Source organism: Streptomyces sp. MnatMP-M17, assembly GCF_900091995.1.
Classification (GTDB): Bacteria; Actinomycetota; Actinomycetes; order Streptomycetales; family Streptomycetaceae; genus Streptomyces.
In genome coordinates this window covers 1-20,649 of the sequence record NZ_FMDK01000039.1, presented here as the reverse complement: position 1 = coordinate 20,649, position 20,649 = coordinate 1, and the positions used below count along the sequence as shown (strand labels likewise).

General features: G+C 69.0%; 21 protein-coding genes. 14 read left to right on the top strand and 7 right to left on the bottom strand.

All coding sequences use genetic code 11. The annotated features are described in order from the left end of the window. Positions 1 to 77: 77 nt before the first annotated feature. Positions 78 to 1,454 carry an NAD(P)/FAD-dependent oxidoreductase gene (locus GA0115259_RS02385; RefSeq protein ID WP_093590088.1) on the bottom strand — a complete coding sequence of 459 codons (1,377 nt, stop codon included), beginning with the start codon at positions 1,452 to 1,454 and terminating at the stop codon, positions 78 to 80. 336 nt (positions 1,455 to 1,790) lie between these two features. Here GA0115259_RS02385 and GA0115259_RS02380 point away from each other — a divergent pair, with 336 nt between their 5' ends. Further along, complete coding sequence (locus GA0115259_RS02380; protein WP_093590100.1) at positions 1,791 to 2,276, top strand: DUF5709 domain-containing protein; 486 nt, start codon at positions 1,791 to 1,793, stop codon at positions 2,274 to 2,276. A 39-nt stretch (positions 2,277 to 2,315) separates the two neighbouring features. Here GA0115259_RS02380 and GA0115259_RS02375 read toward each other — a convergent pair whose 3' ends face one another. From GA0115259_RS02375 to GA0115259_RS02360, 4 genes are all read right to left on the bottom strand, one after another. Then, positions 2,316 to 2,831, bottom strand: coding sequence for an ATP-binding protein (locus GA0115259_RS02375; RefSeq protein ID WP_093590085.1), 516 nt, complete (start codon positions 2,829 to 2,831; stop codon positions 2,316 to 2,318). Between the two features lie 234 nt (positions 2,832 to 3,065). Continuing rightward, positions 3,066 to 3,434, bottom strand: coding sequence for a hypothetical protein (locus tag GA0115259_RS02370; protein WP_345940984.1), 369 nt, complete (start codon positions 3,432 to 3,434; stop codon positions 3,066 to 3,068). 99 nt (positions 3,435 to 3,533) lie between these two features. Continuing rightward, positions 3,534 to 4,067, bottom strand: a complete 534-nt coding sequence (locus tag GA0115259_RS02365; protein WP_093590079.1) for a type 1 glutamine amidotransferase domain-containing protein — start codon at positions 4,065 to 4,067, stop codon at positions 3,534 to 3,536. Positions 4,068 to 4,205: 138 nt separating this feature from the next. Next, a complete protein-coding gene (locus GA0115259_RS02360; protein WP_093590076.1) occupies positions 4,206 to 5,216 on the bottom strand; it encodes an amino acid ABC transporter permease in 1,011 nt (336 codons plus the stop codon). A gap of 636 nt (positions 5,217 to 5,852) precedes the next feature. Between GA0115259_RS02360 and GA0115259_RS02355 the strand changes: the two genes are divergently transcribed. The 11 genes from GA0115259_RS02355 to GA0115259_RS02305 all read left to right on the top strand — a co-directional run bounded on the left by GA0115259_RS02355 (position 5,853) and on the right by GA0115259_RS02305 (position 17,068). Further along, the gene (locus tag GA0115259_RS02355) at positions 5,853 to 7,010 is read left to right on the top strand and encodes an LLM class flavin-dependent oxidoreductase (protein WP_093590073.1); all 1,158 of its coding nucleotides are present in this window, start codon (positions 5,853 to 5,855) and stop codon (positions 7,008 to 7,010) included. Further along, a complete protein-coding gene (locus tag GA0115259_RS02350) occupies positions 7,010 to 7,525 on the top strand; it encodes a GNAT family N-acetyltransferase (RefSeq protein ID WP_093590070.1) in 516 nt (171 codons plus the stop codon). Before GA0115259_RS02355 ends, GA0115259_RS02350 begins: the two co-directional genes overlap by 1 nt. A gap of 4 nt (positions 7,526 to 7,529) precedes the next feature. Continuing rightward, complete coding sequence (locus tag GA0115259_RS02345; protein ID WP_256097880.1) at positions 7,530 to 8,483, top strand: ABC transporter substrate-binding protein; 954 nt, start codon at positions 7,530 to 7,532, stop codon at positions 8,481 to 8,483. A 15-nt stretch (positions 8,484 to 8,498) separates the two neighbouring features. Next, positions 8,499 to 9,554, top strand: coding sequence for an amino acid ABC transporter permease (locus tag GA0115259_RS02340; protein WP_093590067.1), 1,056 nt, complete (start codon positions 8,499 to 8,501; stop codon positions 9,552 to 9,554). Then, positions 9,551 to 10,333 carry an amino acid ABC transporter ATP-binding protein gene (locus GA0115259_RS02335; RefSeq protein ID WP_093590064.1) on the top strand — a complete coding sequence of 261 codons (783 nt, stop codon included), beginning with the start codon at positions 9,551 to 9,553 and terminating at the stop codon, positions 10,331 to 10,333. Before GA0115259_RS02340 ends, GA0115259_RS02335 begins: the two co-directional genes overlap by 4 nt. Positions 10,334 to 10,405: 72 nt before the next feature. Further along, on the top strand, positions 10,406 to 11,392 hold the full coding sequence (locus GA0115259_RS02330; RefSeq protein ID WP_093590061.1) for an ABC transporter substrate-binding protein: 987 nt from the start codon (positions 10,406 to 10,408) through the stop codon (positions 11,390 to 11,392). A gap of 548 nt (positions 11,393 to 11,940) precedes the next feature. Then, positions 11,941 to 13,833, top strand: a complete 1,893-nt coding sequence (locus tag GA0115259_RS02325; protein ID WP_237539702.1) for an APC family permease — start codon at positions 11,941 to 11,943, stop codon at positions 13,831 to 13,833. A 115-nt stretch (positions 13,834 to 13,948) separates the two neighbouring features. Beyond that, complete coding sequence (locus GA0115259_RS02320) at positions 13,949 to 14,134, top strand: hypothetical protein (RefSeq protein ID WP_370747057.1); 186 nt, start codon at positions 13,949 to 13,951, stop codon at positions 14,132 to 14,134. A gap of 92 nt (positions 14,135 to 14,226) precedes the next feature. After that, the gene (locus GA0115259_RS02315) at positions 14,227 to 14,871 is read left to right on the top strand and encodes a hypothetical protein (protein ID WP_237539701.1); all 645 of its coding nucleotides are present in this window, start codon (positions 14,227 to 14,229) and stop codon (positions 14,869 to 14,871) included. Between the two features lie 158 nt (positions 14,872 to 15,029). Next, positions 15,030 to 15,956 carry a DUF6895 family protein gene (locus GA0115259_RS02310; protein WP_093590047.1) on the top strand — a complete coding sequence of 309 codons (927 nt, stop codon included), beginning with the start codon at positions 15,030 to 15,032 and terminating at the stop codon, positions 15,954 to 15,956. An 11-nt stretch (positions 15,957 to 15,967) separates the two neighbouring features. Continuing rightward, complete coding sequence (locus GA0115259_RS02305; RefSeq protein WP_093590044.1) at positions 15,968 to 17,068, top strand: serine hydrolase domain-containing protein; 1,101 nt, start codon at positions 15,968 to 15,970, stop codon at positions 17,066 to 17,068. Here GA0115259_RS02305 and GA0115259_RS02300 read toward each other — a convergent pair. Further along, positions 17,058 to 18,380: an LCP family protein gene (locus GA0115259_RS02300; protein WP_202449574.1), complete on the bottom strand. Its 1,323-nt coding sequence runs from the start codon at positions 18,378 to 18,380 to the stop codon at positions 17,058 to 17,060. The genes GA0115259_RS02305 and GA0115259_RS02300 overlap by 11 nt on opposite strands. A 403-nt stretch (positions 18,381 to 18,783) precedes the next feature. Between GA0115259_RS02300 and GA0115259_RS02295 the strand changes: the two genes are divergently transcribed. Together GA0115259_RS02295 and GA0115259_RS02290 are read left to right on the top strand one after the other, a co-directional pair. Beyond that, a complete protein-coding gene (locus GA0115259_RS02295) occupies positions 18,784 to 19,332 on the top strand; it encodes a COG4315 family predicted lipoprotein (RefSeq protein WP_093590041.1) in 549 nt (182 codons plus the stop codon). Positions 19,333 to 19,383: 51 nt separating this feature from the next. Beyond that, positions 19,384 to 19,881, top strand: coding sequence for a hypothetical protein (locus tag GA0115259_RS02290; RefSeq protein ID WP_093590038.1), 498 nt, complete (start codon positions 19,384 to 19,386; stop codon positions 19,879 to 19,881). A gap of 44 nt (positions 19,882 to 19,925) precedes the next feature. Here the strand turns inward: GA0115259_RS02290 and GA0115259_RS02285 are convergent. Then, the coding region (locus tag GA0115259_RS02285; RefSeq protein ID WP_141716424.1) for a LamG-like jellyroll fold domain-containing protein at positions 19,926 to 20,649 on the bottom strand (724 nt) is incomplete at its 5' end.

Below are 20,649 nucleotides of genomic sequence, written 5' to 3'. Positions count from 1 at the left end.
GCCCCGCCGTATCGGTGACCCGTACGGAGTCGACCCTCAACTGCTGGCCCAGTTCGGTCAGTTCTTCGCTGTTCATGTCACTCCTCGCGAGGTGAGCTCGACGTGCTGGAGGTGCTGGAGGTGCTGGAGGTGTTCGAGGTGTGTGGTCCGCCCGGGACCCTGGCCAGCTCGGGCGACGACGATTCGAGCGGTACGGTCCAGGAGCGGACCAGACCGAGCTGTACGGCCTGACGCGGCAGCACCGCCTCAAGCAGCCAGTCGGCGGCGACGCGCACCCGGTTGCCCGGCATGGCCGCCAGGTGGTAGCCGCGTGTGACGGCTCCCGCGAGCGGTCCGGACAGCGGCACGCCGAGCGGATTGGCCGCGGCCTTGACACCGCCGAGATCCACAACGAATCCCAGGTCGTTGTGGCGGTAGACCCGCTGCTCACCGTGGCCGAGTGTGGCCGCCACATTGCCGCCCGCCACCCGGCCCTGCCTGCTGGCGTGCTGGGCGGTCATCGGCGTGAACTGGCCGGGCCTGGTGAGGTCCGGTACGGCCGCGGCGTCACCGCAGGCGAACACCTCGGGATGGCCGGGCACATTCAGCCGCGCGTCGACCAGCAGCCTGCCCCGTTCGACCGGCAGTCCGACCTTGGAGACCAGCGGATCCGGTCGTACGCCCACACACCACACCAGCGTGTGGGTCTCGATGAACTCGCCGTCGTCCAGTGTGATCCCGGTCCGTGCCGCCTCCTTGACGGAGGTGCCGGTCCGTACGTCCACACCGCGCCGGCGCAGCACCCGGTCCGCGGTGACGGAGAGCCGGCGGTCCAGTTCGGGCAGGACGCGCGGTGCGATGTCGAGGAGCAGCCAGCGAGGTTTGCGCTGATGACACCAGGCGGGCTGTTTGCGGACCAGCGCGTCGGTGAAGAGCTGGCCCTGCGCGGCGACCTCGGTGCCCGTGTAGCCGGCTCCGACCACGACGAACGTGGCACGGGCCGCGCCCTCACGATGGTTGTCGGTGGCTGCGGCCAGCTCGATCTGACGGGTCACATGGTCCCGTAGATAGAGGGCCTCCGGCAGTCCCCGGAAGCCGTGCGCGTACTCGGCGACGCCCGGCACCGGAAGCAGCTTGTTGACACTGCCCACGGCGAGGACGAGCCGGTCGTACGTCAGCTCGCCGCGTTCGCCCTCCGGTCCCGTGTACTCGACACACCGTGACTCCAGGTCGACATGGTGGGCCTCGCCGAGGACGAGCCGTACACGCGGCAGAGTCCCCGGGAGAGAGACGGTCACCCGGCGCGGCTCCAGAATACCCGCGGCGACCTGGGGCAGCAGTGGGAGATAGAGGAAGTAGTCCGTCGGATTCAGCAGGACCACTTCCGCGGTGTCCCGGACGCGGTGGGAGAGCGTACGGGCAGCCTCGTATCCGGCGAATCCCGCTCCGATGATGACAATACGTTCTCGGCTCACATTCGACTCCGGAGTGTGACATATCGGGTCGTAAGGGTTGACTTGTCACGTGCCCGCCGACAGGGACGACAAACACCTCCCGCGCCGGGAAGGCGTGTGGAAGACGCTCGGAAGCACTGTGCGAGGCACCGCGTACGACGGTGTCCGGCACCGTGCGACCGCCCCCCACAGGCGTCTTCACCTGCCGGTTGACACGGTCGTGAGAGGTGGGAAGGTGGACGCAAGGGAGGAGCCGCCACCTCCCCCGGCAGAAACTCCCACGCACCGGCGCACGGCCGGCCCGCAGGAGGCGAGGAGAACGACGTGAGCGGCGACAGCGGCGAAAGCGGCGAGATCATGGGCGACGAGGTCTACCAGCCGGACGGCTCGGAGGTCATCGACGACGAGGGCATCCTCGATCCCGAGGACACTCTCCTCGACCGTGGCTCGGATCCCTTCGACGAGGGCTGGTCGCCGCCGGAGCGCCCGCTCGGTGTGGAGCACATCGGGACGACGGCCGCCGAGCAGCGCGCCGGAGAAACGCTGGACCAGCGGCTCGCGGAGGAGGTCCCCGATCTCACGGTTCCCATCGGGGACGGTATCGGCGACCTGCCGTACGGAGAGGGCGAGACGCTCGACGACGAGGTCGGCGACGACCGGTCGGGACGGCTGGTGGCGCCGGACGAGGGCGCGCACGAGGACGCCGAGAAGGACATGATCGCCAGCGATGTCGGTATCGACGGCGCCGCCGCTTCGGCGGAGGAGGCCGCGGTCCATCTCATTCCGTTCCCGGAGGACGAGATTCCCTTCCCGGAGGACGAGCCGGAACCCGAGTTCGAGTAACCCGGGCCCGAGTTCGAGTTCGAGTGAACCGTCAGACCGTCAGACCAGGACCGGCACACGCGGTACGCGCGGCAGGCGCGGTACGAACATGGCCGGAGCGGGCAGCGGGACAGGCTCCCGCCGCGCCGCGTCGAGCCCTCCGAGTGGTGTCCACGGCACACGCGGGATGTCCTGCGGGCTGCGGACACTTCTGGTGAACCAGATGACTTTGCCCTCGGCCGTGGCGCATGTACCCCAGCTGTCGCTCAGCGCGGCGACTCTGGCGAGCCCGCCGCCACCGGCCGTGAGCAGCCGCGGCATGCGCGGGCCGTTGTCCTCGACGGAGGACGTGAGATGCCGGCCCGTCCAGCGGAGTTCAACCACACAGCGATTGTCGTCACCGACATGACGAAGGACATTGGTCAGCAGTTCCTCGATACCTTTGTCGACAGGCGCTATATGCAGGTCGAGCTTCCACCGCCGAAGATGCGCGGCGACGATACGCCGGAGTTGTGGAACACGCTCAAGAGAGGCGTGCAGTTCGACCACATAACGACGGTCGAGCGGATCGGTCATGGTCGAGGCTCCTCGCAGAGAGGCCCACGAACTTCACCACGTTGGATCAAACACCGTCGGATCAGCACCGCGTTGGATCAACGACCCCCGAGCACGAAGCGTGAGCAAAAGCCACTTCTGGGTCATCCTCAGGGTGAGGTGAGCCGTCCTTAAGCGCAACACGAGAGGGCCCGAGCTCGGCTGTCGGCTGTCCGAGAGCCCAAAGAGCCCCAAGAGCCCCAAGAGCGGAGTCGGCTACCGGCTCTCCAGGAGCACCTGGATCTCTTCCTCCTGATCACCGAAGGCCGTACCGACATCGTGGACGGTGAACACGGAGGCCAGCGTTCTGCGCATGCTGTCCACCGCCGAGTAGCCGCCCTGGAGCGTGGCCGTGAGCGGTGCCGTCAGCCGCGCCGGGCCCGGCTTCCTGCCCGGATGGGAGGCGTCGAACGTCGCGAGCCACACGGTGGGCCGCCGCTCGGCCACGTCCTTCGGTACGTCGTCGGGCGCGCGATCACAGGCGAAGGCCGTACGGAGCACACCGAACACCGCGTGCGCGTCCTCCTTCGCGCCGTCGGTGAGCGCCACCACGACCTCGTCCACGGGATGATTCACACTCTTCACGTCGATCGCTCCTCTCCGTTCACCACCCTCTCCCCCGCCGCCGCGGTGTGCGACCGGACCGCACCCTGCCGGGTCGGGCCAGGGTCCAACCGGGCGACGCTACGCTCCGAGTTCCTTGAGGAATGTTGTGCAGAAGGCGTCGAGGTCGTCCGGCTTCCGGCTGGTGATCAGGGTGCTGGGCGCGGACGTACAGACATGGACCTGCTCGTCGACCCAGGTGGCGCCCGCGTTGCCGAGATCGGTCCGCAGGCTCGGCCATGAGGTCAGCGTCCTGTCGCGCACCACATCCGCCTCGATCAGCGTCCATGGCGCATGGCAGATCGCCGCCACCGGTTTGCCCGCGTCGAAGAAGCCCTTGACGAACGACACGGCCGCCGCGTCCATCCGCAGGGCGTCCGGATTGGCGACACCACCGGGAAGCACCAGCATGTCGTAGTCGTCGGCGGCCGTCTCGGACACCGTGCGGTCGACCGGGAAGGTGTCCGCCTTGTCGAGATGGTTGAACGCCTGGATCTCACCCGGCGCCGTGGAGACCAGTACACGCTCTCCGCCCGCGTCGCCCACGGCCTTCCACGGCTCGGTCAGTTCGACCTGCTCCACTCCTTCGGGAGCCGCGAGGAATGCCACACGCATGTGATCACGTCCTTTCCCGCGCTGTCCTGCTCGCTCGTACGACTCGTCTCGTACGACTCTGCCCGTACACCTCTTCCCATACCCAGAAATTCTCGCTGATTCCGGGCATATGCCAGGCGTACGGACGCGTCGAGCGGTTCAGAGACGTTTCGCGTCGGGCGCGGTCGCGGTACGCAGCCGTGCGGTCACGCTCGCGGTACGGCGGCGCAGTCGCTGGAGAGGCGTGGGCGGCAGCTCGCGGGCCGCGCCACGGGCGTAGTAACGCTCGACATAGAACTGGCCGGCGGACAGCACGCTGGTGACGACGATGTACCAGATGGTCGCCACCATCAGCAGCGGGATGACCTGGTACGTACGGTTGTAGATGAGCTGCACGGAGTACAGCAGGTCCTGTACGGCGAGGACGCTGACAATGCTCGTCCCTTTCAGCGTGCCGATCAGCATATTGCCGGCGGTGGGCACGATGGAGCGCATCGCTTGCGGCACGATGATCCGGCGCAGCACCCGCCACCGGCTCAGCCCCAGGGACTGCGCGGCCTCGGTCTGGCCGGCGTCCACGGAGAGGATCCCGCCGCGTACCACCTCCGCCGCGTAGGCCGCCTCGTGCAAGGTGAGACCGATCAGCGCGGTGAGTCCGGCGCCGAAGAGATTCACGGTCTTGAAGGTGAGGAACTCGGGACCGAAAGGGATACCGATGCCGAGCGTCGGATACAGCGCGCCGATGTTGAACCAGAACAGGAGCTGTACCAGCAGCGGAGTGGATCTGAAGATCCATACGTATCCCCAACTGATCGTGCGCAGCACGGGGTTGGCGGAGAGCCGCAGCACGGCGAAGACCGTGCCGATGACAAAGCCGAGCACCATCACGCCCGCGGTCAGCCAGAGCGTGAGCAGCAGCCCGTCGAGCACGGCGGGCGTGGTGAAGTACTGGCCCACCACGCTCCACTGGAACCGCTGGTTGCGGACGACCGAGTTGACGGCCATCGCGAGGACCAGCAGCGCGGCGACGGCGGACAGCCACCGTCCCGGATGCCGGCGCGGCACGATACGGGAGGCCTCATCGGCGCGCGGCGGAATCGGTTCGCGTCCAGGAGGCACCGCGTCCGATACGTGGAGGACATCGGGCGAGGGCGATGGCGATACAGACATGGAGGGCTCCGGCGGGAGTGCGATCGGCGGTGGTCGGCGTACTCCGGGCGCTCCGGATACCCCAGGTGCTCCGGGTATTCCGGACGTCATCACGCACCGCGTCCCTCAACACGGCCGGTACGGCCCGGTGTTCACCACGGTCACTTCAACGGACCGTTGTGCGCACAGGAGCCGGACGCGTTTCGATCGTACGGCCCGGAGCCGCGCGCTTGTCAAGGACGCCTCGGCGCCCGACCACGGTGCCAACACCGGGACCGCGGTGCGAGCACCGGTTGACTTCGGTGAAAGTCCCGTGCTCAATTGGCTGCATGCAGAAGCAGCTGCCGTTGGTCACCCGCGGCCACATCGACTTCGGTCGAGTGTGGTCCGCCTCTTGTTGCGCCTGATCGCACCTGACCTCGGCAGCGGGCCGCCCGACCGGCCCCTCCCTCCCTCGGTGACCCCGTCGCGGGCCGAGTTCCCGCTCCTCACCGGGCGCACGCTGCCGTCTTCCTCCTGACGCTCCACGCGCCATTCCGCTTCCACGCGCCACTCAGCTTCCGCCGTTTCCGCCGTGTCCGCGGTCTGCCCAGGGTTCCTTCGGCATGCCCTCTTCCGCGTACGCGCCGCGTTCCTCCGCCGTACGAAAGGTCCGTCATGCCTGTGGAGTTCCTCGGTATCGCCGCCACCCACGACGGGTCGGAGACGAGTCCCCGCTCCGGCGCCGCGTTCGACAAGGAGTACACGCTCAAGCTGGCCCGCGCCCATGAGGACCACGGCTGGGACCGGGTGCTGTTCGCGTACGGCTCGGGCTCGCCCGATCCCGCTCCGGCCGCCGCGTTCCTCGCCTCCCGTCTGGACAGGCTCCAGATCCTGCTGGCGCACCGGCCGAATGTCTCGTATCCGACCTTCGCCGCCAAGACGTTCGCGACGCTGGACCGGATCAGCGACGGCCGGCTCACGGTCCACTTCATCACCGGCGGCAACGACCATGAACAGGGCCGCGAGGGCGACACGCTCACCAAGGACCGGCGCTATTCGCGTACGCGTGAGTACATCGAGATCGTCAAGCGGATCTGGACCACGCACGAGGCCTTCGACCACGAGGGCGAGCACTACCGCTTCCACGACTTCGTCAGCGATGTCTTCCCGGTGCAGCAGCCGCGCCCGGACGTCTCGTTCGGCGGCTCCTCGCCGGCCGCGTACGAGGCGGGCGGCGCCGAGGCGGACATCTACTGCCTGTGGGGCGAGCCGCTGGAGAGGACCGCGGAGCAGATCGAGGCGGTGAAGGCCGCCGCGCGCGCGGCCGGGCGCCCGGCACCGCCGCGTATCCAGGTGGCCTTCCGGCCGATCATCGCGCCGACGGAGGAACTCGCCTGGGAGAAGGCCCATCGGACGGTGGACACGATCAAGGCCCGCCGGGAGCAGGGCGATGCGGCCCTGGTGCGCCGCTATCGCCGAGGCGAGCCCGAGAACACCGGCTCGCAGCGGCTGATCGCGATCGCGGAGTCCGGCGAGCGCTATGACCGGGCGCTGTGGACGCCGACCGCCGCGGCCACCGGTGGCGCGGGTAACTCCAACGCCCTGGTCGGGACGCCGGAGACGGTCGCGCGGGCGCTGCTCGACTACTACGACCTGGGCGTGGACATCATCTCCGCCCGCGGTTACGACCTGCTGGGCGACGCCATCGACTTCGGACGCCATGTCATCCCGCTGGTGCGCGAAGAGGTCGCCGAGCGGGATGCCGAACGGGACACCCGGCAGGACGCCGAGCGCGCGGCCCTTGGCACGCCGAACCTGGTCGAGGCCGGCTGATGACCTCCGTCGCCGAACCCGGCGGTCTGACCTGGGTACGGACCGCCCTCTCCGATCCGCTGGTGCTGCCGATGCTGCGCGAGCTGGACCAGGAGTACACCGCGCGCTACGGCCAGTCGGCGCACGGCGAACTGTCCCGCTATCCGGCCGAGGAGTTCGATCCGCCGCACGGTGTCCTGCTGCTGTTGCTGGAGCACGGCGAACCGGTCGCGGGCGGAGCGTTCCGCAGGTACGACGACACCACGGCCGAGCTGAAGCGGATCTGGACCCACTCCGCCCACCGGCGGCGAGGACTGGCCGCGCGGGTGGTCGCGGAGCTGGAGCGGATCGCCGCCGTTCGCGGCTACCGCCGGATCCATCTGACCACCGGACCGCGTCAGCCCGAGGCCAGAGGGCTGTATCTGACGACCGGTTACACACCGCTGTTCGACACGGGCGCCGATCCGGAGACCATCGGCCCGCTCCCGTTCGAGAAGCACCTCACCGACCGCCGCTCCTCCGAAGGAAAGGTGTAAGCCCGTGCACACCCTGATCCCGGGCCGTCGCCGCCGACTGCCGGCCGCCGTGCTGGCCGCTCTGCTCCTGCCCGTCCTGGCGGGCTGCGGTACGGACACGTCGTCCGGGCCGGAGACGGCGGGCGCCGCCTCGCCCGCGCCGTCGGACGATGTCACCGCCTCGCTGACGAAGAACGCCGAGCTGGCGAAGCTGCTGCCCGAGAACGTCCGCGCGCAGGGAACCTTCCGGATCGCCTCCGCCGTGGGCGCGCCGCCCAGCGCGTACTTCCCGGACGCGTCGTCCCATCAACTCGCCGGTCTCGACATCGACATCGCGGATGCCGTCGGCAGACTGCTGGGACTGAGACCGGAGCGGCAGGACGCCAGTTTCGAGGCGATCCTGCCCGCGCTCAGCAGCGGCAAGTACGACGTGGGCACCGGAAACTTCGGTGTCACCGACGAGCGGCGCAAGACGATCGACTTCGTCACCTATATCAATGACGGACAGGGATTCGCCGTCCGCAAGGACGACAACAGCCTGAACAAGGTGACCCGTCTCGACCAGCTCTGCGGCAAGACCATCGGTACGGGAGCGGGCACCACCTTCGAGGCGACCTTGAACTCCCAGAAGGGTGTCTGCGCGGACGCGGGCAAGAAGCCGTACACGGTGCGGGTCTTCTCCGAGAACGGCGCCGTCCTGACCAGTCTTCAGCAGGGCCGGGTCGATGTGGTCATGTCGACCATCAACGGTCTGCGCCACCAGGCCTCGCAGCCGGCGGCCGGAGTCAGATTCCTGGGCGAGTTCCACCGGCTCGATGTCGGTTTCGCCTTCGACAAGGGCTCGCCGCTGCTCAAGGCGTTCCAGGGCGCTGTCAACGAGCTGATCGACAACGGCACATACGCCCGGATTCTCAAGAAGTGGGGAACGGAGGACTCCGCCATCGAGGAGTCCCGGATCAGCCCGCCCGAGACGACGTAGCGGCAGGAGCCTTTGATGGATAGCGCAACCGGCACGGCGGCCGACAGACCGTCCGTACCGCCGCCCGTACCACCGTCGTCCTCCGCGGCGCCGTCCGACGCCCTGTCGTCGTCCGCTCCTTCGCCGAAGAAGGAGTCATCGCCACCGAGCGCGGCGGAACTCGCCGCGCTGAAGGTCGTGCCCGCGCGTCATTACTGGCGCTGGGTGGCCGGTGCCGCCGCGCTGGTCGTCGTCGCGCAGTTCGTACACGGTCTGGTCACCAATCCGGGCTGGGACTGGGACACCTTCTTCCTCCATCTCTCCACCGACACCGTGCTGAAGGCCGTCTGGGTGACGCTCCAGCTCACCGCGTACGGCACCGCGCTGGGCTTCGCCCTCGGTGTCGTCCTCGCCTTTATGCGGCTGTCGCGCAGTGTGATTCTCCAGACGGTCGCCTGGACCTATATCTGGGCCTTCCGCTCGATCCCACTCATCGTCCAGCTTCTGTTCTGGTTCAATCTGGCCTATCTCTACCAGGAGTTGGGCGTCGGCGTTCCCTTCGGTCCCGTCCTGTGGAGCTTCGACACGATGAACCTGGTCGGCGCCATGTCGGCGGCCGTCATCGGTCTGGCGCTCCATCAGGCGGCCTACGCGGCGGAGATCGTGCGCGGCGGGATCATCTCCGTCGAGAGCGGACAGCTCGAAGCCGCGGCGGCGCTGGGCATCCCCCGGCTGCGTCAGATACGCCGCATTCTGCTGCCGCAGGCGATGCGCGGGATTCTGCCCAACGCCGCCAACGAGGTCATCTCCCTCTTCAAGGGCACCTCGATCGTGTCCGTGATGGCCATCGGCGAGCTGTTCTACCAGGTACAGGTGATCTACGGCCGCAACGGCCGGGTCGTACCGCTGCTGATGGTCGCCACCGCCTGGTACATCCTGCTCACCACACTGCTGTCCGTCGCCCAGTACTACGTGGAACGGCACTTCGCGCGCGGAGCCGAGCGCACTGCGCCGCCCACTCCGCTCCAGCGAGCCAGGAGCTTCACCCGCAGAGTACGGGCCGCTGCCGCCACCGGAGGATTTCCGCGATGAGTACAGACACAGACACCGCTCCCCTGATGGTCGATGTACGAGGTGTGCACAAGAACTTCGGCGCGCTGGAGGTGCTCCGCGGCGTCGACCTCCAGGTCCGCACCGGCGAGGTCACCGTCGTACTGGGCCCGTCGGGCTCGGGAAAGTCGACGCTGCTGCGCAGCATCAACCATCTCGAAAAGCTCAACCGCGGCTACGTCAGCATCGACGGCGAGCTGATCGGCTACCGCCGCTCCGGCTCCAAGCTGCATGAGCTCAAGGAGAGGGACGTACTGAAGCAGCGGCTGCACATCGGCTTCGTCTTCCAGAACTTCAATCTCTTCCCGCATCTCACCGTGGTCGAGAACATCATCGAGGCTCCTGTCTCGGCGCTGCGCCGCCCTCGTAGGACCGCTGTCGAAGCGGCCGAACGGCTGCTGGAGCGGGTCGGTCTCGCCGACAAGGCCCATGCCTATCCGCGGCAGCTCTCCGGCGGTCAGCAGCAGCGTGTGGCGATCGCCCGCGCGCTGGCGCTGGAGCCCAAGGTGCTGCTCTTCGACGAGCCCACCTCGGCGCTCGATCCCGAACTGGTCGGCGAGGTCCTCGATGTCATCAAGGATCTGGCCCGCAGCGGCACCACCATGATCGTCGTCACTCATGAGATCGGCTTCGCCCGTGAGGTCGCCGACACCGTCGTCTTCATGGACGACGGTGTGATCGTCGAGCAGGGCCCGCCGGCCGAGGTGCTGGACCGGCCGCGCCACGAGCGGACCAAGGCGTTTCTCTCCAAGGTGCTCTGACCTCACGCTTCCTCGCTCACGCTTCCCTGCCCGCTCTGTCCGTCAACCCGTCTTTCCCACGAGGAGCCCTCCGTGCCGTCCAGACCTGTCCTCCGTACCACCGCCGCCCTTCTCGGCCTTGTCGCCGCGCTCTCCCTCTCGGCCTGCGGCAACTCCGCCGACGGCGCCACCGATGAGGTGGTGGCCAAGGACGGGGGCAAGGACGGTCTGCGGATCAACCTCAGCCCGGACCAGAAGCGGATCACCACGCCCAAGGTGGACTCCATCGCCGCGCTCCTGCCCGCGGCGATCCGCGAGCGCGGCACTCTTGAGGTGGCCGACTCGGCCGGGTCCGTACCGCCGTTGTCCTTCTACGCCACCGACGACAAGACCGTCATCGGAGTGGAGTCGGACATCGCCTCACTGATCGCGGATGTGCTCGGGCTGAAGCTGAGCTACAACACCGTCGACTGGGCGAATATCTTCGTCGGTCTCGACAGCGGCAAGTACGACGTGGGGATCAGCAACATCACCGTCACCGAGGAGCGCAAGGAGAAGTACGACTTCGCCACCTACCGGCTGGACAATCTTGCCTTCGAGGCGAAGAAGGGCGGCGACTGGAAGGTCGCGAGCCCGAAGGACGTGGCGGGCCGGACCATCGGTGTCGGCTCCGGCACCAACCAGGAGAAGCTGCTGGTCGACTGGAGCAAGCAGAATGTGAAAAACGGTCTCAAGGCGACGGACATCAAGTACTACCAGAATGCGAGCGACTACTATCTCGCCCTCGGCTCCGGACGTCTCGACGCCTATCTCGGGCCCAACCCGGTCGCCGCGTACCACGCCGCCTCCACCGGAGAGACCGAGATCATCGGCACCTACTCGGGCGGCGGCGCCGATGTCCAGGGCAAGATCGCGGCCACCACGAAGAAGGACAACGGTCTGATCAAGGCCCTCCACGAGGCGCTCGGCACCGTGATCGGGAACGGTACGTACGAGAAGGTCCTGGCGCGCTGGGGACTGTCGAACGAGGCCGTGACATCCTCCGAGCTGAACCCGCCCGGACTGCCGAAGACCGAGTAGCCGCACCGCGCACGCTCCGGGCGGAGCAGACCCGCCGCTGTCCGGGGCCGCCGCCGTACCTCCGAACGGGTTGTCGGCGTCCCGGCCCGTGTGTCGCCCGCCGTGGGAGAGTCGGTCGGCGCGCTCCGCCGATGAGACTCGCCCATGTGACGGATACCCAGGGAGAAGACGGCCGGCCGGGTCAGGTACCGGAGGACAGCGAAGGTACGCCCACGCCCGTCATCGTGGAGAGGCTCGATCCGGAGCAGTCCATGGTGCTGCGCCAGGTGGGCCGTGAGTGGGCGCGGGTGTCCGCCGCGCGTGACGCGTGGCGCGCGGCGCTGCCCGTGGATCCCGATATCGGCCGCTATCCCGAGCCCGCGCAGATCGTGCCGGCGCGCTTCGACCGGATCGTACGCGTACCTCCGCTCGGCGGGCTGCCGTTGCCCGCCGAGACGGGCGACATGGCGACGGTCGAGAGCCGGACGGAGCCGAGCGGTCCCGGTACGCGGATCCGGCACGCGATTCTGGGAGCGCCGCTGCGGAGCACGGCGATGGCGCGGGAGCGGATGCGCAAGATCGTGGCACTGCCGGTGCTCTCGGCGGACGCGCTGTCGTCGGTCGCGTACGGTCCCGAGGCGCTGCTCGCCGTACTGGTGCTGGCCGGTACGGCGGGACTGGCCTATTCGGCGCCGGTGGCCGGAGCGATCGTCTTTCTGATGCTGGCGGTCGGGCTGTCGTACCGTCAGACGATCCGCGCGTATCCGCACGGCGGCGGCTCGTACATCGTCGCGACGGACAATCTCGGCCGGGTGCCCGGGCTGATGGCCGCGGCCGGACTGCTGACGGACTATGTCCTCACGGTCGCCGTCTCCGTCTCGTCCGGGATGGCGGCGGTCACCTCGGCGCTCCCCGGGCTGTCGGACGATGTGGTCCTGATCGGCCTGCTGGTCATCGCCGTTCTGCTCGCGGGAAATCTACGCGGCGTCAAACAGGCCGGAGCGCTGTTCGCCGCGCCCACCTATGCGTTCATCATCGCCATCCTGTCGCTGGTGGCCGTGGGGCTCTACGACGCGGCCGGGCGCGGCTTCGAGGCCACTCCGACCCCGCCGCTGCACGCCGTCGAGGGCGTCGGTCTGCTGCTGGTGATGAGGGCGTTCGCCTCCGGCTCGACGGCGATGACCGGTATCGAGGCGATCTCCAACGCGGTGCCCGCGTTCGAGCCCGTCTCCTGGCGCAACGCGCGCACGACACTGTCGTGGATGGTCGGGCTGCTCGTCACACTGTTCGCCGGCACGATCGCGTTGGTCCATCTGACCGGTGTCGTACCCGAGTCTCGGGAGACGGTCCTGTCGCAGCTCGCGCATATCACCTTCGGCTCCGGCGGTATGTATATCTTCATCCAGGCGGCCACGGCACTGATCCTGCTGCTCGCGGCGAACACCGCGTACAACGACTTTCCCCGGGTGCTGTATCTGCTGGCACGCGACAGCCACGCGCCACGGATCTTTCTGCGGCTGGGCGACCGGCTGGCGTTCAGCAACGGCATCATGCTGCTCTCCATGGCGGCGGCGGTCGTCTATGCAGCCTTCGACGGGAAGACCGCCTCACTCATTCCGCTGTACGCCGTCGGAGTCTTTCTCGCCTTCACCCTGTCGCAGTGCGGCATGGTGGTCCACTGGTGGCGCAGACGCGAGCGGCACTGGCGCAAGAGTCTCGCCTTCAACGCGGTCGGCGCCCTGCTCTCGGCCGTGGTCTTCATCACCGCGGGCATCACCAAGTTCACCGAGGGAGCCTGGCTCGCCCTACTCACCGTCGCCCTGTTCCTGCTGGTGACGACCAGGATCCGGCACCACTACGACATGGTGCGCCGGGCGGTGCGGCTGCACTCCCGGCTGATCGAGATTCCGAGCCGTACGCTGCCGCCGCGGCCGGAGAGCCGTAAGACCCGTGCCGAGGGAGCCGACGGTGCCGAGGGGCCGTCAGGCCTGCTTCCTCGGAGGGAGCGGCACCCGGAGAAAGAGGAGAGAGAGGAGAGGGAAGAGACACCCGAGGAGATCCGGCATCTCTCCGTCGTCCTGGTGGACGCGCTGCATCAGGCGAGCATGCGCGCGATGGCCTACGCGGCCTCCCTCCAGCAGCCCGTTCTCGCCCTGCATGTCAGTCCGAGCGACGAGGACGCCGAACGCTTCCGTGAAAGCTGGCTCCTGTGGGGCGACCATCTGCCGCTGAGAATCGTCCTCTCGCCCTATCGGGCCATCGTGACCCCACTGATCAGCTATATCGAACAGCTCCACCATCAGCGTCCCGATCTGACCATCACCGTGATCCTGCCGGAGATCGTCGTACGGCACTGGTGGCACCGGCCGCTCCACAGCCCGCTCGCCGGCCGGCTGCGGCGGGCGCTTCGGCCGCTGTCGAAGATCGTGGTGACGACGGTCCCGTTCCATGTGGATGGATGACGAAAGAACGGATTGAATGCCCATCACCCATCCCAATTGGTCGGTTTGTCCGTTTCGATCTAGGGTGAGCGATGGCACCGCCCAGATAGGGCAAGTGCGACTACACGAGGAGCCCATGATGCTTTCTCAGACCATCAGGCCCGGAGAAATCACCCTGGACCACTACGCGTTGGGTGCGGCGATGGCCGAGCCGGAGGCGCCCGTCAGTGATGCGCCGGTGTACGCGCCGGAAGCCGCCGGTCTACTGCTTCTGCTGCTTCTGCTGTCCCCGAAGGAGCCGAAGGAGCCCAAGGGCCTGTGAGCCAGGACCGGTCGCGGACCATTTACCAAGAATCAGCGGCCGGCCTGGCACGACGTGCCCTCGGCGCCCTGCGGGGTGCCGGGGGCACGGCCATGGTCGCCGAACATGTCGAGAGCGAGCGGGATCCCGGCGCCGCGCTGGCCGCCATCCGGATCCTCGGCGCCGATGTCCTCGCGCCCGCCGTGCTGGGCGGCGCCGCGTTCCATCCGCTGGACGCCGAGGCCGTGGCCCTCTCCTTCACGGCCCTGCCGCCCTCCCGGGTCGAACCGCTCCCGCCGCCCGCCGGGCCCGAGGAGCCCTGGCTGATGGCCTGGCGCGACTGGGGCACCGTCACTCTGCTGACGGTCCTCACCAGCGGTGACACCGCGCGGATGACGGCACCTCGGCCGTCCTCGCCGCCGGCCGGTGCGCCCGCCGTCGAGGACGGCACGGGATGGGCGGCCTGGTCGGTCAGGATGGGCCGGCTCTGCGCTCTGGCGTTGCCGGGACTGGAGAGTCCGGTGCATGACGCGGCGCGCGCCGCACCGCTGGCGCTGGCCCGCGGAGCCACCCGTGCCGTGCTGCGCAGGGACTATCCCACCGCCGCGCGGATCGTACGGTGGCTGGCCTGGCTCCGTGCGGACGGTGTGGAGCTGCCGCTCGACCCGGTACCGCTGGTGGAGCACATCGCTCTGATGGCGGGAGGCGACCGGCTGGCGCTGGACACGGCGATCGCGCGCCGTCTGGCCGCCGTCTGACCGGCGCTCGATCCCCGTTCGCTCCTGATCGCTTCCCCGCCGTTCCGTTCCCCGCCGTTCCCTGACGTTCCCGCCGTTCCTTGCCGGTCCCACCCGTTCACCTCCGATCAACAGACCTTGTCTGAGTGATCGTCACCCGATCGGACCGAGATCCCGCCATGCCGATGTCCGTCGCACAAGCCGCCCACCGGATCACCTCCCTGGCGCTGACCTGGCTCCACACCCACCGCGAGCACGGCGCGCTGCCACCCGGCACCACCGCCGAACTCGCCGAGCCCAACAGCGTGTACAAGCCGCTGGGCGAGACCGCTCTCGCCGCCTCCCTCGTCCTGCGCGAGGCGGTGGCCGGCACCGTCGAACTGCGGCTCGCCCGTGAACTGCTCGACTTCAGCTGGGAGCAGCTCGGCGCCGGAGCCATGCTCCATGAACGGCTGCTGCGCTATCCGATGATGAGTGATCCGCTGGAGACCTACGCCCACTTCGCCCGCAGCGGTTACCGCCACCAGGCGCTGGACCGGCTGCTCACGCACACCACCTCGCTCCGCTCGGCCCGCGCCGTCGAGGTGATGCCCAACCGGCGGCTGGCGATCGCCAACGCCGCCCGTGTCGGAGGCTTCGACCAGGGCGACGGCCGCGCCGTCGACTGGGCCGCGCTGACCGAGGCCACCTGGTTGGGCTCATTCCCGGAACCGTGGCTCATCGACTGGATGACCGCCTACAACATGACGCACACCGTCTTCCATCTCACCGACTGGGGCCGTACTCCGGCCGGTCTGCCCGTCGAGTCGGCCCGCTATCTCGCCGACTGGCTGCCCGCCTGGATCGATATCTGGGCCGAGATCGGCGAGTGGGATCTGGTGGCCGAGCTTATGATCGTCGCGAGTTCGCTGCCCGATCCGTACTGCGATCCGGCGGACTGGGAGCGACTGGCCCGTCTCCAGCACGAGGACGGGCTGATGCCCCGCGACGGACACCCCGTCAGCGAGGATCCCGGCGAGCGCTTCGCGGCGCACCACCACACCACTGTGGTCGCCGCGGTCGCCGGTACGCTCGCCCTCTCCCGTACGCTCGGCGCCCGTCCATGACAGCGGGAGCGATGGAAACGACGGCGCCGACGGCCCACGACCGGGCGGTGCGACGGCCGGAGTGGGCCCATGGTCCCGCCTCGGCCATCGCCGCCTCGGCGCGCGGCGCCAGCGGTGTGGCCGTCGCGATCCGTCAGGGCGAGCGGCGGGCCGTCATGACCTACGGCAGTACCGCGTACGGCGGCGCTCCGGTCACGGCCGACACCCGGTTCGAGACGGGCTCGCTCACCAAGTGCTTCACCGCGCTGCTGCTCGCCGAACTGGCCGCGCGCGGCGAGGTCTCGTACGGCGATCCCCTCACCCGGCTGCTGCCGCCCGGCTCCGTTCCCGCGCCGCGCGGCGGGCCGATCACACTGCTCCATCTCGCCACCCACACCTCGGGGCTGCCCCGGCTGCCTCCCGGACTGCTCGCCGGAGCGGCGCCGCGCTGGTTCAGCAATCCGTACGCCGGTTTCCGCACCGACGATCTGCTGCGCGCGCTCGCCAGGACCCGTCCGTCCGCCCGGCCCGGCGAGCGGGTGCGGTACTCCAACTTCGGTGTGGGGCTGCTCGGCCATCTCCTCGGCCGTGCGGTGCCCGGCCGGCTGGGGTACGGGGAGCTGCTGGCGGACCGGGTCCTGGAGCCGCTCGGGCTGCACCGCACCGGCTGTGCGCCGGGCCTTCGACAGGCCACCGGCTACTGGCACGGCCGCGCCCGGCCGCCCTGGCGGATCCCGGGTCTCGCCGGAGCGGGCGCGGTCCGCTCCAGCGCCCGCGATCTGCTGACGCTGCTCGACGCCCTGCTCGACGCCTCGCCGGGCACTCCGGTCGGCGACGGCGACGGCTCCGTACCGCTGCCCGCGCCAATGCGTACGGCGCTGGCGGATGTGGTCCGTCCACGGCTCGCGCTGCGCGGAGACACCAGACGGCTGGCGCTCGTCTGGAACATCCGTGTCCGGCCGGACGGCGATGTCTACCACCACTCGGGCGGCACCCGTGGCTTCACGGCGTTCGCCGGATTCAGTCCTCGGCACCGGACCGCCGTGGTCGCTCTGGCCAACACCGCACCCTCCGCCGACCAGCGCTTCATCCAGAGCGCCTACCAAACGCTGCTCTCACTGCTCATCCGGTGACCTCCGGCAGATCGGGACCGATGGTGAGCGTCACCGTGCCCGGCGCGGCTCGGGCCGAGCGTATGGGCACCAGGCCCGGGAGGTGCGCGGCGAGCGCTCCGGCCTGGTCCGCGAGGCCCTCCGGATAGGTGAGCGTGGTGCGTTGGGCGGGCGCGGGCGCGTTGCCGGTGCCGCTGATCCGGAAGCCGAGCGCCCTCAGCCGGTCGGCTGTCTCCCGGGCCCTGCCGGTCACGCCCGTACCGTTGAGTACGGTCACCGCGACGGTGGCCGCCGCGGGCGGCAGTTGACGGGCCGTCTCCGCCAGCCGGGCCGCGGTCGTCTCGCGGTCGAGCGCGAGGGCGGTGAACAGCCGCTGGGCGGCAGGCCCGTTCCAGACGACATTGGCCCGGTCGCTCGGCACGTCCCGCTCCCGTGGGTAGTTGGGCACGGTCAGAAAGGAAATCCGGTCGGTGGGCAGTGACTTGAGGCCGGCGGCCAGTTCATGGAGAGGCTTGAGGCCGGCCAGTTCGGGATCGGTGGTCAGTGATCCGGTGGCCGAGTCGAGAAAACCGTACAGCGCACCTGGGTTGTAGAGCTTGGCCTTGGCCCGGGCGACGAGCGCCCGCATGAACTCCTGCTGTCGGCCGATACGGCCGATGTCCGTGCCGTCGCCGAGGCTGTAGCGGGCCCGTACATAGCCGAGGGCCTCACTGTCCTTCACCGTCTGGCAGCCCGCGCGGAGATCGAGATGGGCCTTTCTGTCATGGATGGGCCGCTCGGGACAGATCTCGACACCGTCGAGGGCGTTGACCATTCCGGTGAATCCGCGGAAGTCCACGACCAGGAAGTGGTCGATGCGGACCCGGGTGTTCTGTTCGACGGTCTTGATCGCGCAGGCGGCGGCCTTGCCGGTGTCGCCGGTGGAACCCCCGATCGCGAACGCCTCGTTGATCTTGAAGTGATGCGGTACGGAGAAGGTGCCGTTGCCCCGTTCGCAGGCGGGAATCCGGACCCAGGAGTCACGCGGGAAGGACACCACAGTGGCCCATTTCCCGCTGCCGCCGACATGGAGCAGCAGCAAGGTGTCGGACTGCATGCTGGTCAGCCCTCGGCCGTAGCCGTCTCCCGCGCCTTTACGGCTGTCGGAGCCGATGACCAGGATGTTCTCGCCGCCCTGTGTGGCGCTGGGCCGGTTGTCGCCGATCGCGCCGTCCACGCCCGCGCCCTGGATATTGCCGCTGAGCCGGGTGTACAGCCAGCCGCCCGCGCCCGATGTGCCCAGCACCAGAAGGGCGGCGGCCACGGCGATCCAGCGTCCGATCCGGCGGAGCAGAGACCGCGGGCGCGGGTGTCCTCCACTCCGCGCGGGCCCGCTTCCCGCGCCCGTCTGTACTGCTTTCACGGCGTCAAGCTCCTTACTGCGGCCCGGTCGTGGAACGGATCGTACGGGGAGCGAGGTGCCCGATGTGCCGGATGTGTCGGACAATCATTCAGCCGAGAATGAGGATCGGCCACGCGTCGAACAGGGCACCGAAGCCGACCGGGAGCGGTCACGAAGGCCGGCGCGAGGGCGACCGCGAGGGTGAGGGCTGGGGCGACGGCGAGAACGACGCCGAGGTACGTCGGACGGCTCTGTCCGGTGGCCCGGGGCCCGGAGGTGCCGTGTAGTGGAGGGTGCTGCCCCGACCGGGCGGTCGGTGTGCCGCCCATGGGACGGCCGGATCGGAGGAACCTCGATGGGGAGCACGTCCAGCACGGCCGGTGTCATGGCCGTGGCGCTGCTCTGCGTCGCGGCGGTGACGGGCTGTGCCGACAGCGGCGGAGGCGGCTCCTCGGTGGCACGGTCCGAGGCACGGGACGGCCTCGCGGCGGACGCGTCCTCGCCCGGCGTGGACAGGGACGAGGTGTCCGCGCGGTCCACCTCGCTCGGACGGATCCTGGTCGACGGCGCGGGCCGGACTCTCTATCTCTTCGAAGGAGACGGAAAGAACACCTCCACCTGTACAGGGCCCTGCGCGAAGATCTGGCCTCCCTTGACCGTGGCGACAAGAGCGACCGCGGGCGGTGGCGGAGTCGAGAAGAGTCTGCTGGCCATTGCCGTCCGTGCCGACGGCGCCCGGCAGGTCACGTACAACGGCCATCCCTTGTACACGTTCGAGGACGACCACAAGCCCGGCGACACCAATGGCCAGGGCGATATCTCCTTCCACCACAGGTGGTACGTCCTCGACACCGCGGGCAACAGGAACACCACTCCGCAGCAGGACACCGGCGGTCTCTACTGACCTCCATCCACGCCTTCGAAACCTCTGGCCACCGGTGAGACAGGAGAAGCGATGTCACCAGGCACGTCCGTCGTATCCCCCCAGCGCGGACGGAAGCTCCGTGTGCTGCGGGGAGCGGCCCGGCTGCTGGCCGCCCTCGCCCTGGCGGTGAACGCCTATGTCCACGCCGATCTCGCTCCTCGCTACGACCTCGTCGCCGAGAACATCAGCCAGGGCACGCTCTTCCGTATCGAGGCCGCTCTGTCCGCGCTGGCGGCCCTGCTCATCCTGGTCTGGCACCGGCTGATCAGTGATCTCTTCGCCTGGTGCGTCGCCGCCGGAGGTCTGGCGCTGCTGTTCGTGTACCGGTACATCGATGTCGGCACGCTCGGACCGTTCCCGAACATGTACGAACCGCGGTGGTACGACGAGAAGTTCGTCGCGGTCGTCGCCCTGGCGCTCGCCGTCCTCGCCACGGTCTTTCTGCTGCTCACCCACCGCTGGCGGCGGGGCCGTGGCGTGCACGCGGGTCTGGGCAACCGCAGACGCCGCCGCGGCGAGGTGTCCTGACCGGACCCTCGTCCGCGGTGGCGCGGGCGTGGCTGCGGGCGTGCTTACTCGTACGGCGTGAGGAACTCCTTCGGCTTCAGTGCCCGCTCCACGATGCGGGTGTCGCCGACCCAGCCGTAGAAGCCCTGGCCGAACTTCTCGTCGAACTGGGTCCCGCCGATGACGAAGGGCTTGCCGAGCGTGGCGATACCGGTCGACTCCTGTGTGGGATTACGGGCGATCTTCGAGCCGTCGACATAGATCACCGTACGGTGTCCGTCGTTGACGACGGCGATGTGCGTCCACCGTCCGACCGGCAGGGCATGGCTCCATGAGGTGGGATCGGCGTCCTGGCGGTGTGCGTAGACGACGAACTGGATGAACCGCTCCGGAGAGATGTTGAGGCTGCACGTGGGCTCGTCGGGCGACCAGCCGGTGGTCTTGCCCGCCTCGCTGTTGCGCCCTTCCCAGCTCAGGATGCCCATCCAGGCGTGATCGCCCTCGAAGGGCTCCGGCAGCTTGATGTAGGTCTCGATGGTGTAACCCGAGGTGAACTTCGCGCTGTTGAGCGGTGCGTTGGCCGAGGTGGTGAGGATGGCGCCGCGGTCCGGGGACTTGCCGCCGTCGAAGCGCAGGCTCGCGTGGGCCGGCTGGCCCTCGTGGTGCTCGTTCGACCAGGTGAGCGCGTCGGCGCCGCTGGAGTGCAGCCGGCTCACGGTCAGATCGTTGCCGTTGCCGGTCAGATCGCGTGCGACCTTTCCGTCGGCCACGGGCGCGCCCGCCGTGCCG

Excerpts from the sequence above, each read along its gene's own strand:
- GA0115259_RS02295 (WP_093590041.1), top strand. The coding sequence starts at position 18,784 with ATGGGGAGCACGTCCAGCACGGCCGGTGTCATGGCCGTGGCGCTGCTC.
- GA0115259_RS02290 (WP_093590038.1), top strand. The coding sequence starts at position 19,384 with ATGTCACCAGGCACGTCCGTCGTATCCCCCCAGCGCGGACGGAAGCTC.
- GA0115259_RS02350 (WP_093590070.1), top strand. The coding sequence starts at position 7,010 with ATGACCTCCGTCGCCGAACCCGGCGGTCTGACCTGGGTACGGACCGCC.
- GA0115259_RS02380 (WP_093590100.1), top strand. The coding sequence starts at position 1,791 with ATGGGCGACGAGGTCTACCAGCCGGACGGCTCGGAGGTCATCGACGAC.
- GA0115259_RS02315 (WP_237539701.1), top strand. The coding sequence starts at position 14,227 with ATGGTCGCCGAACATGTCGAGAGCGAGCGGGATCCCGGCGCCGCGCTG.
- GA0115259_RS02305 (WP_093590044.1), top strand. The coding sequence starts at position 15,968 with ATGGAAACGACGGCGCCGACGGCCCACGACCGGGCGGTGCGACGGCCG.
- GA0115259_RS02375 (WP_093590085.1), bottom strand. The coding sequence starts at position 2,831 with ATGACCGATCCGCTCGACCGTCGTTATGTGGTCGAACTGCACGCCTCT.
- GA0115259_RS02320 (WP_370747057.1), top strand. The coding sequence starts at position 13,949 with ATGATGCTTTCTCAGACCATCAGGCCCGGAGAAATCACCCTGGACCAC.
- GA0115259_RS02360 (WP_093590076.1), bottom strand. The coding sequence starts at position 5,216 with ATGTCTGTATCGCCATCGCCCTCGCCCGATGTCCTCCACGTATCGGAC.
- GA0115259_RS02365 (WP_093590079.1), bottom strand. The coding sequence starts at position 4,067 with ATGCGTGTGGCATTCCTCGCGGCTCCCGAAGGAGTGGAGCAGGTCGAA.
- GA0115259_RS02335 (WP_093590064.1), top strand. The coding sequence starts at position 9,551 with ATGAGTACAGACACAGACACCGCTCCCCTGATGGTCGATGTACGAGGT.
- GA0115259_RS02325 (WP_237539702.1), top strand. The coding sequence starts at position 11,941 with ATGCGCAAGATCGTGGCACTGCCGGTGCTCTCGGCGGACGCGCTGTCG.
- GA0115259_RS02355 (WP_093590073.1), top strand. The coding sequence starts at position 5,853 with ATGCCTGTGGAGTTCCTCGGTATCGCCGCCACCCACGACGGGTCGGAG.
- GA0115259_RS02310 (WP_093590047.1), top strand. The coding sequence starts at position 15,030 with ATGCCGATGTCCGTCGCACAAGCCGCCCACCGGATCACCTCCCTGGCG.
- GA0115259_RS02340 (WP_093590067.1), top strand. The coding sequence starts at position 8,499 with ATGGATAGCGCAACCGGCACGGCGGCCGACAGACCGTCCGTACCGCCG.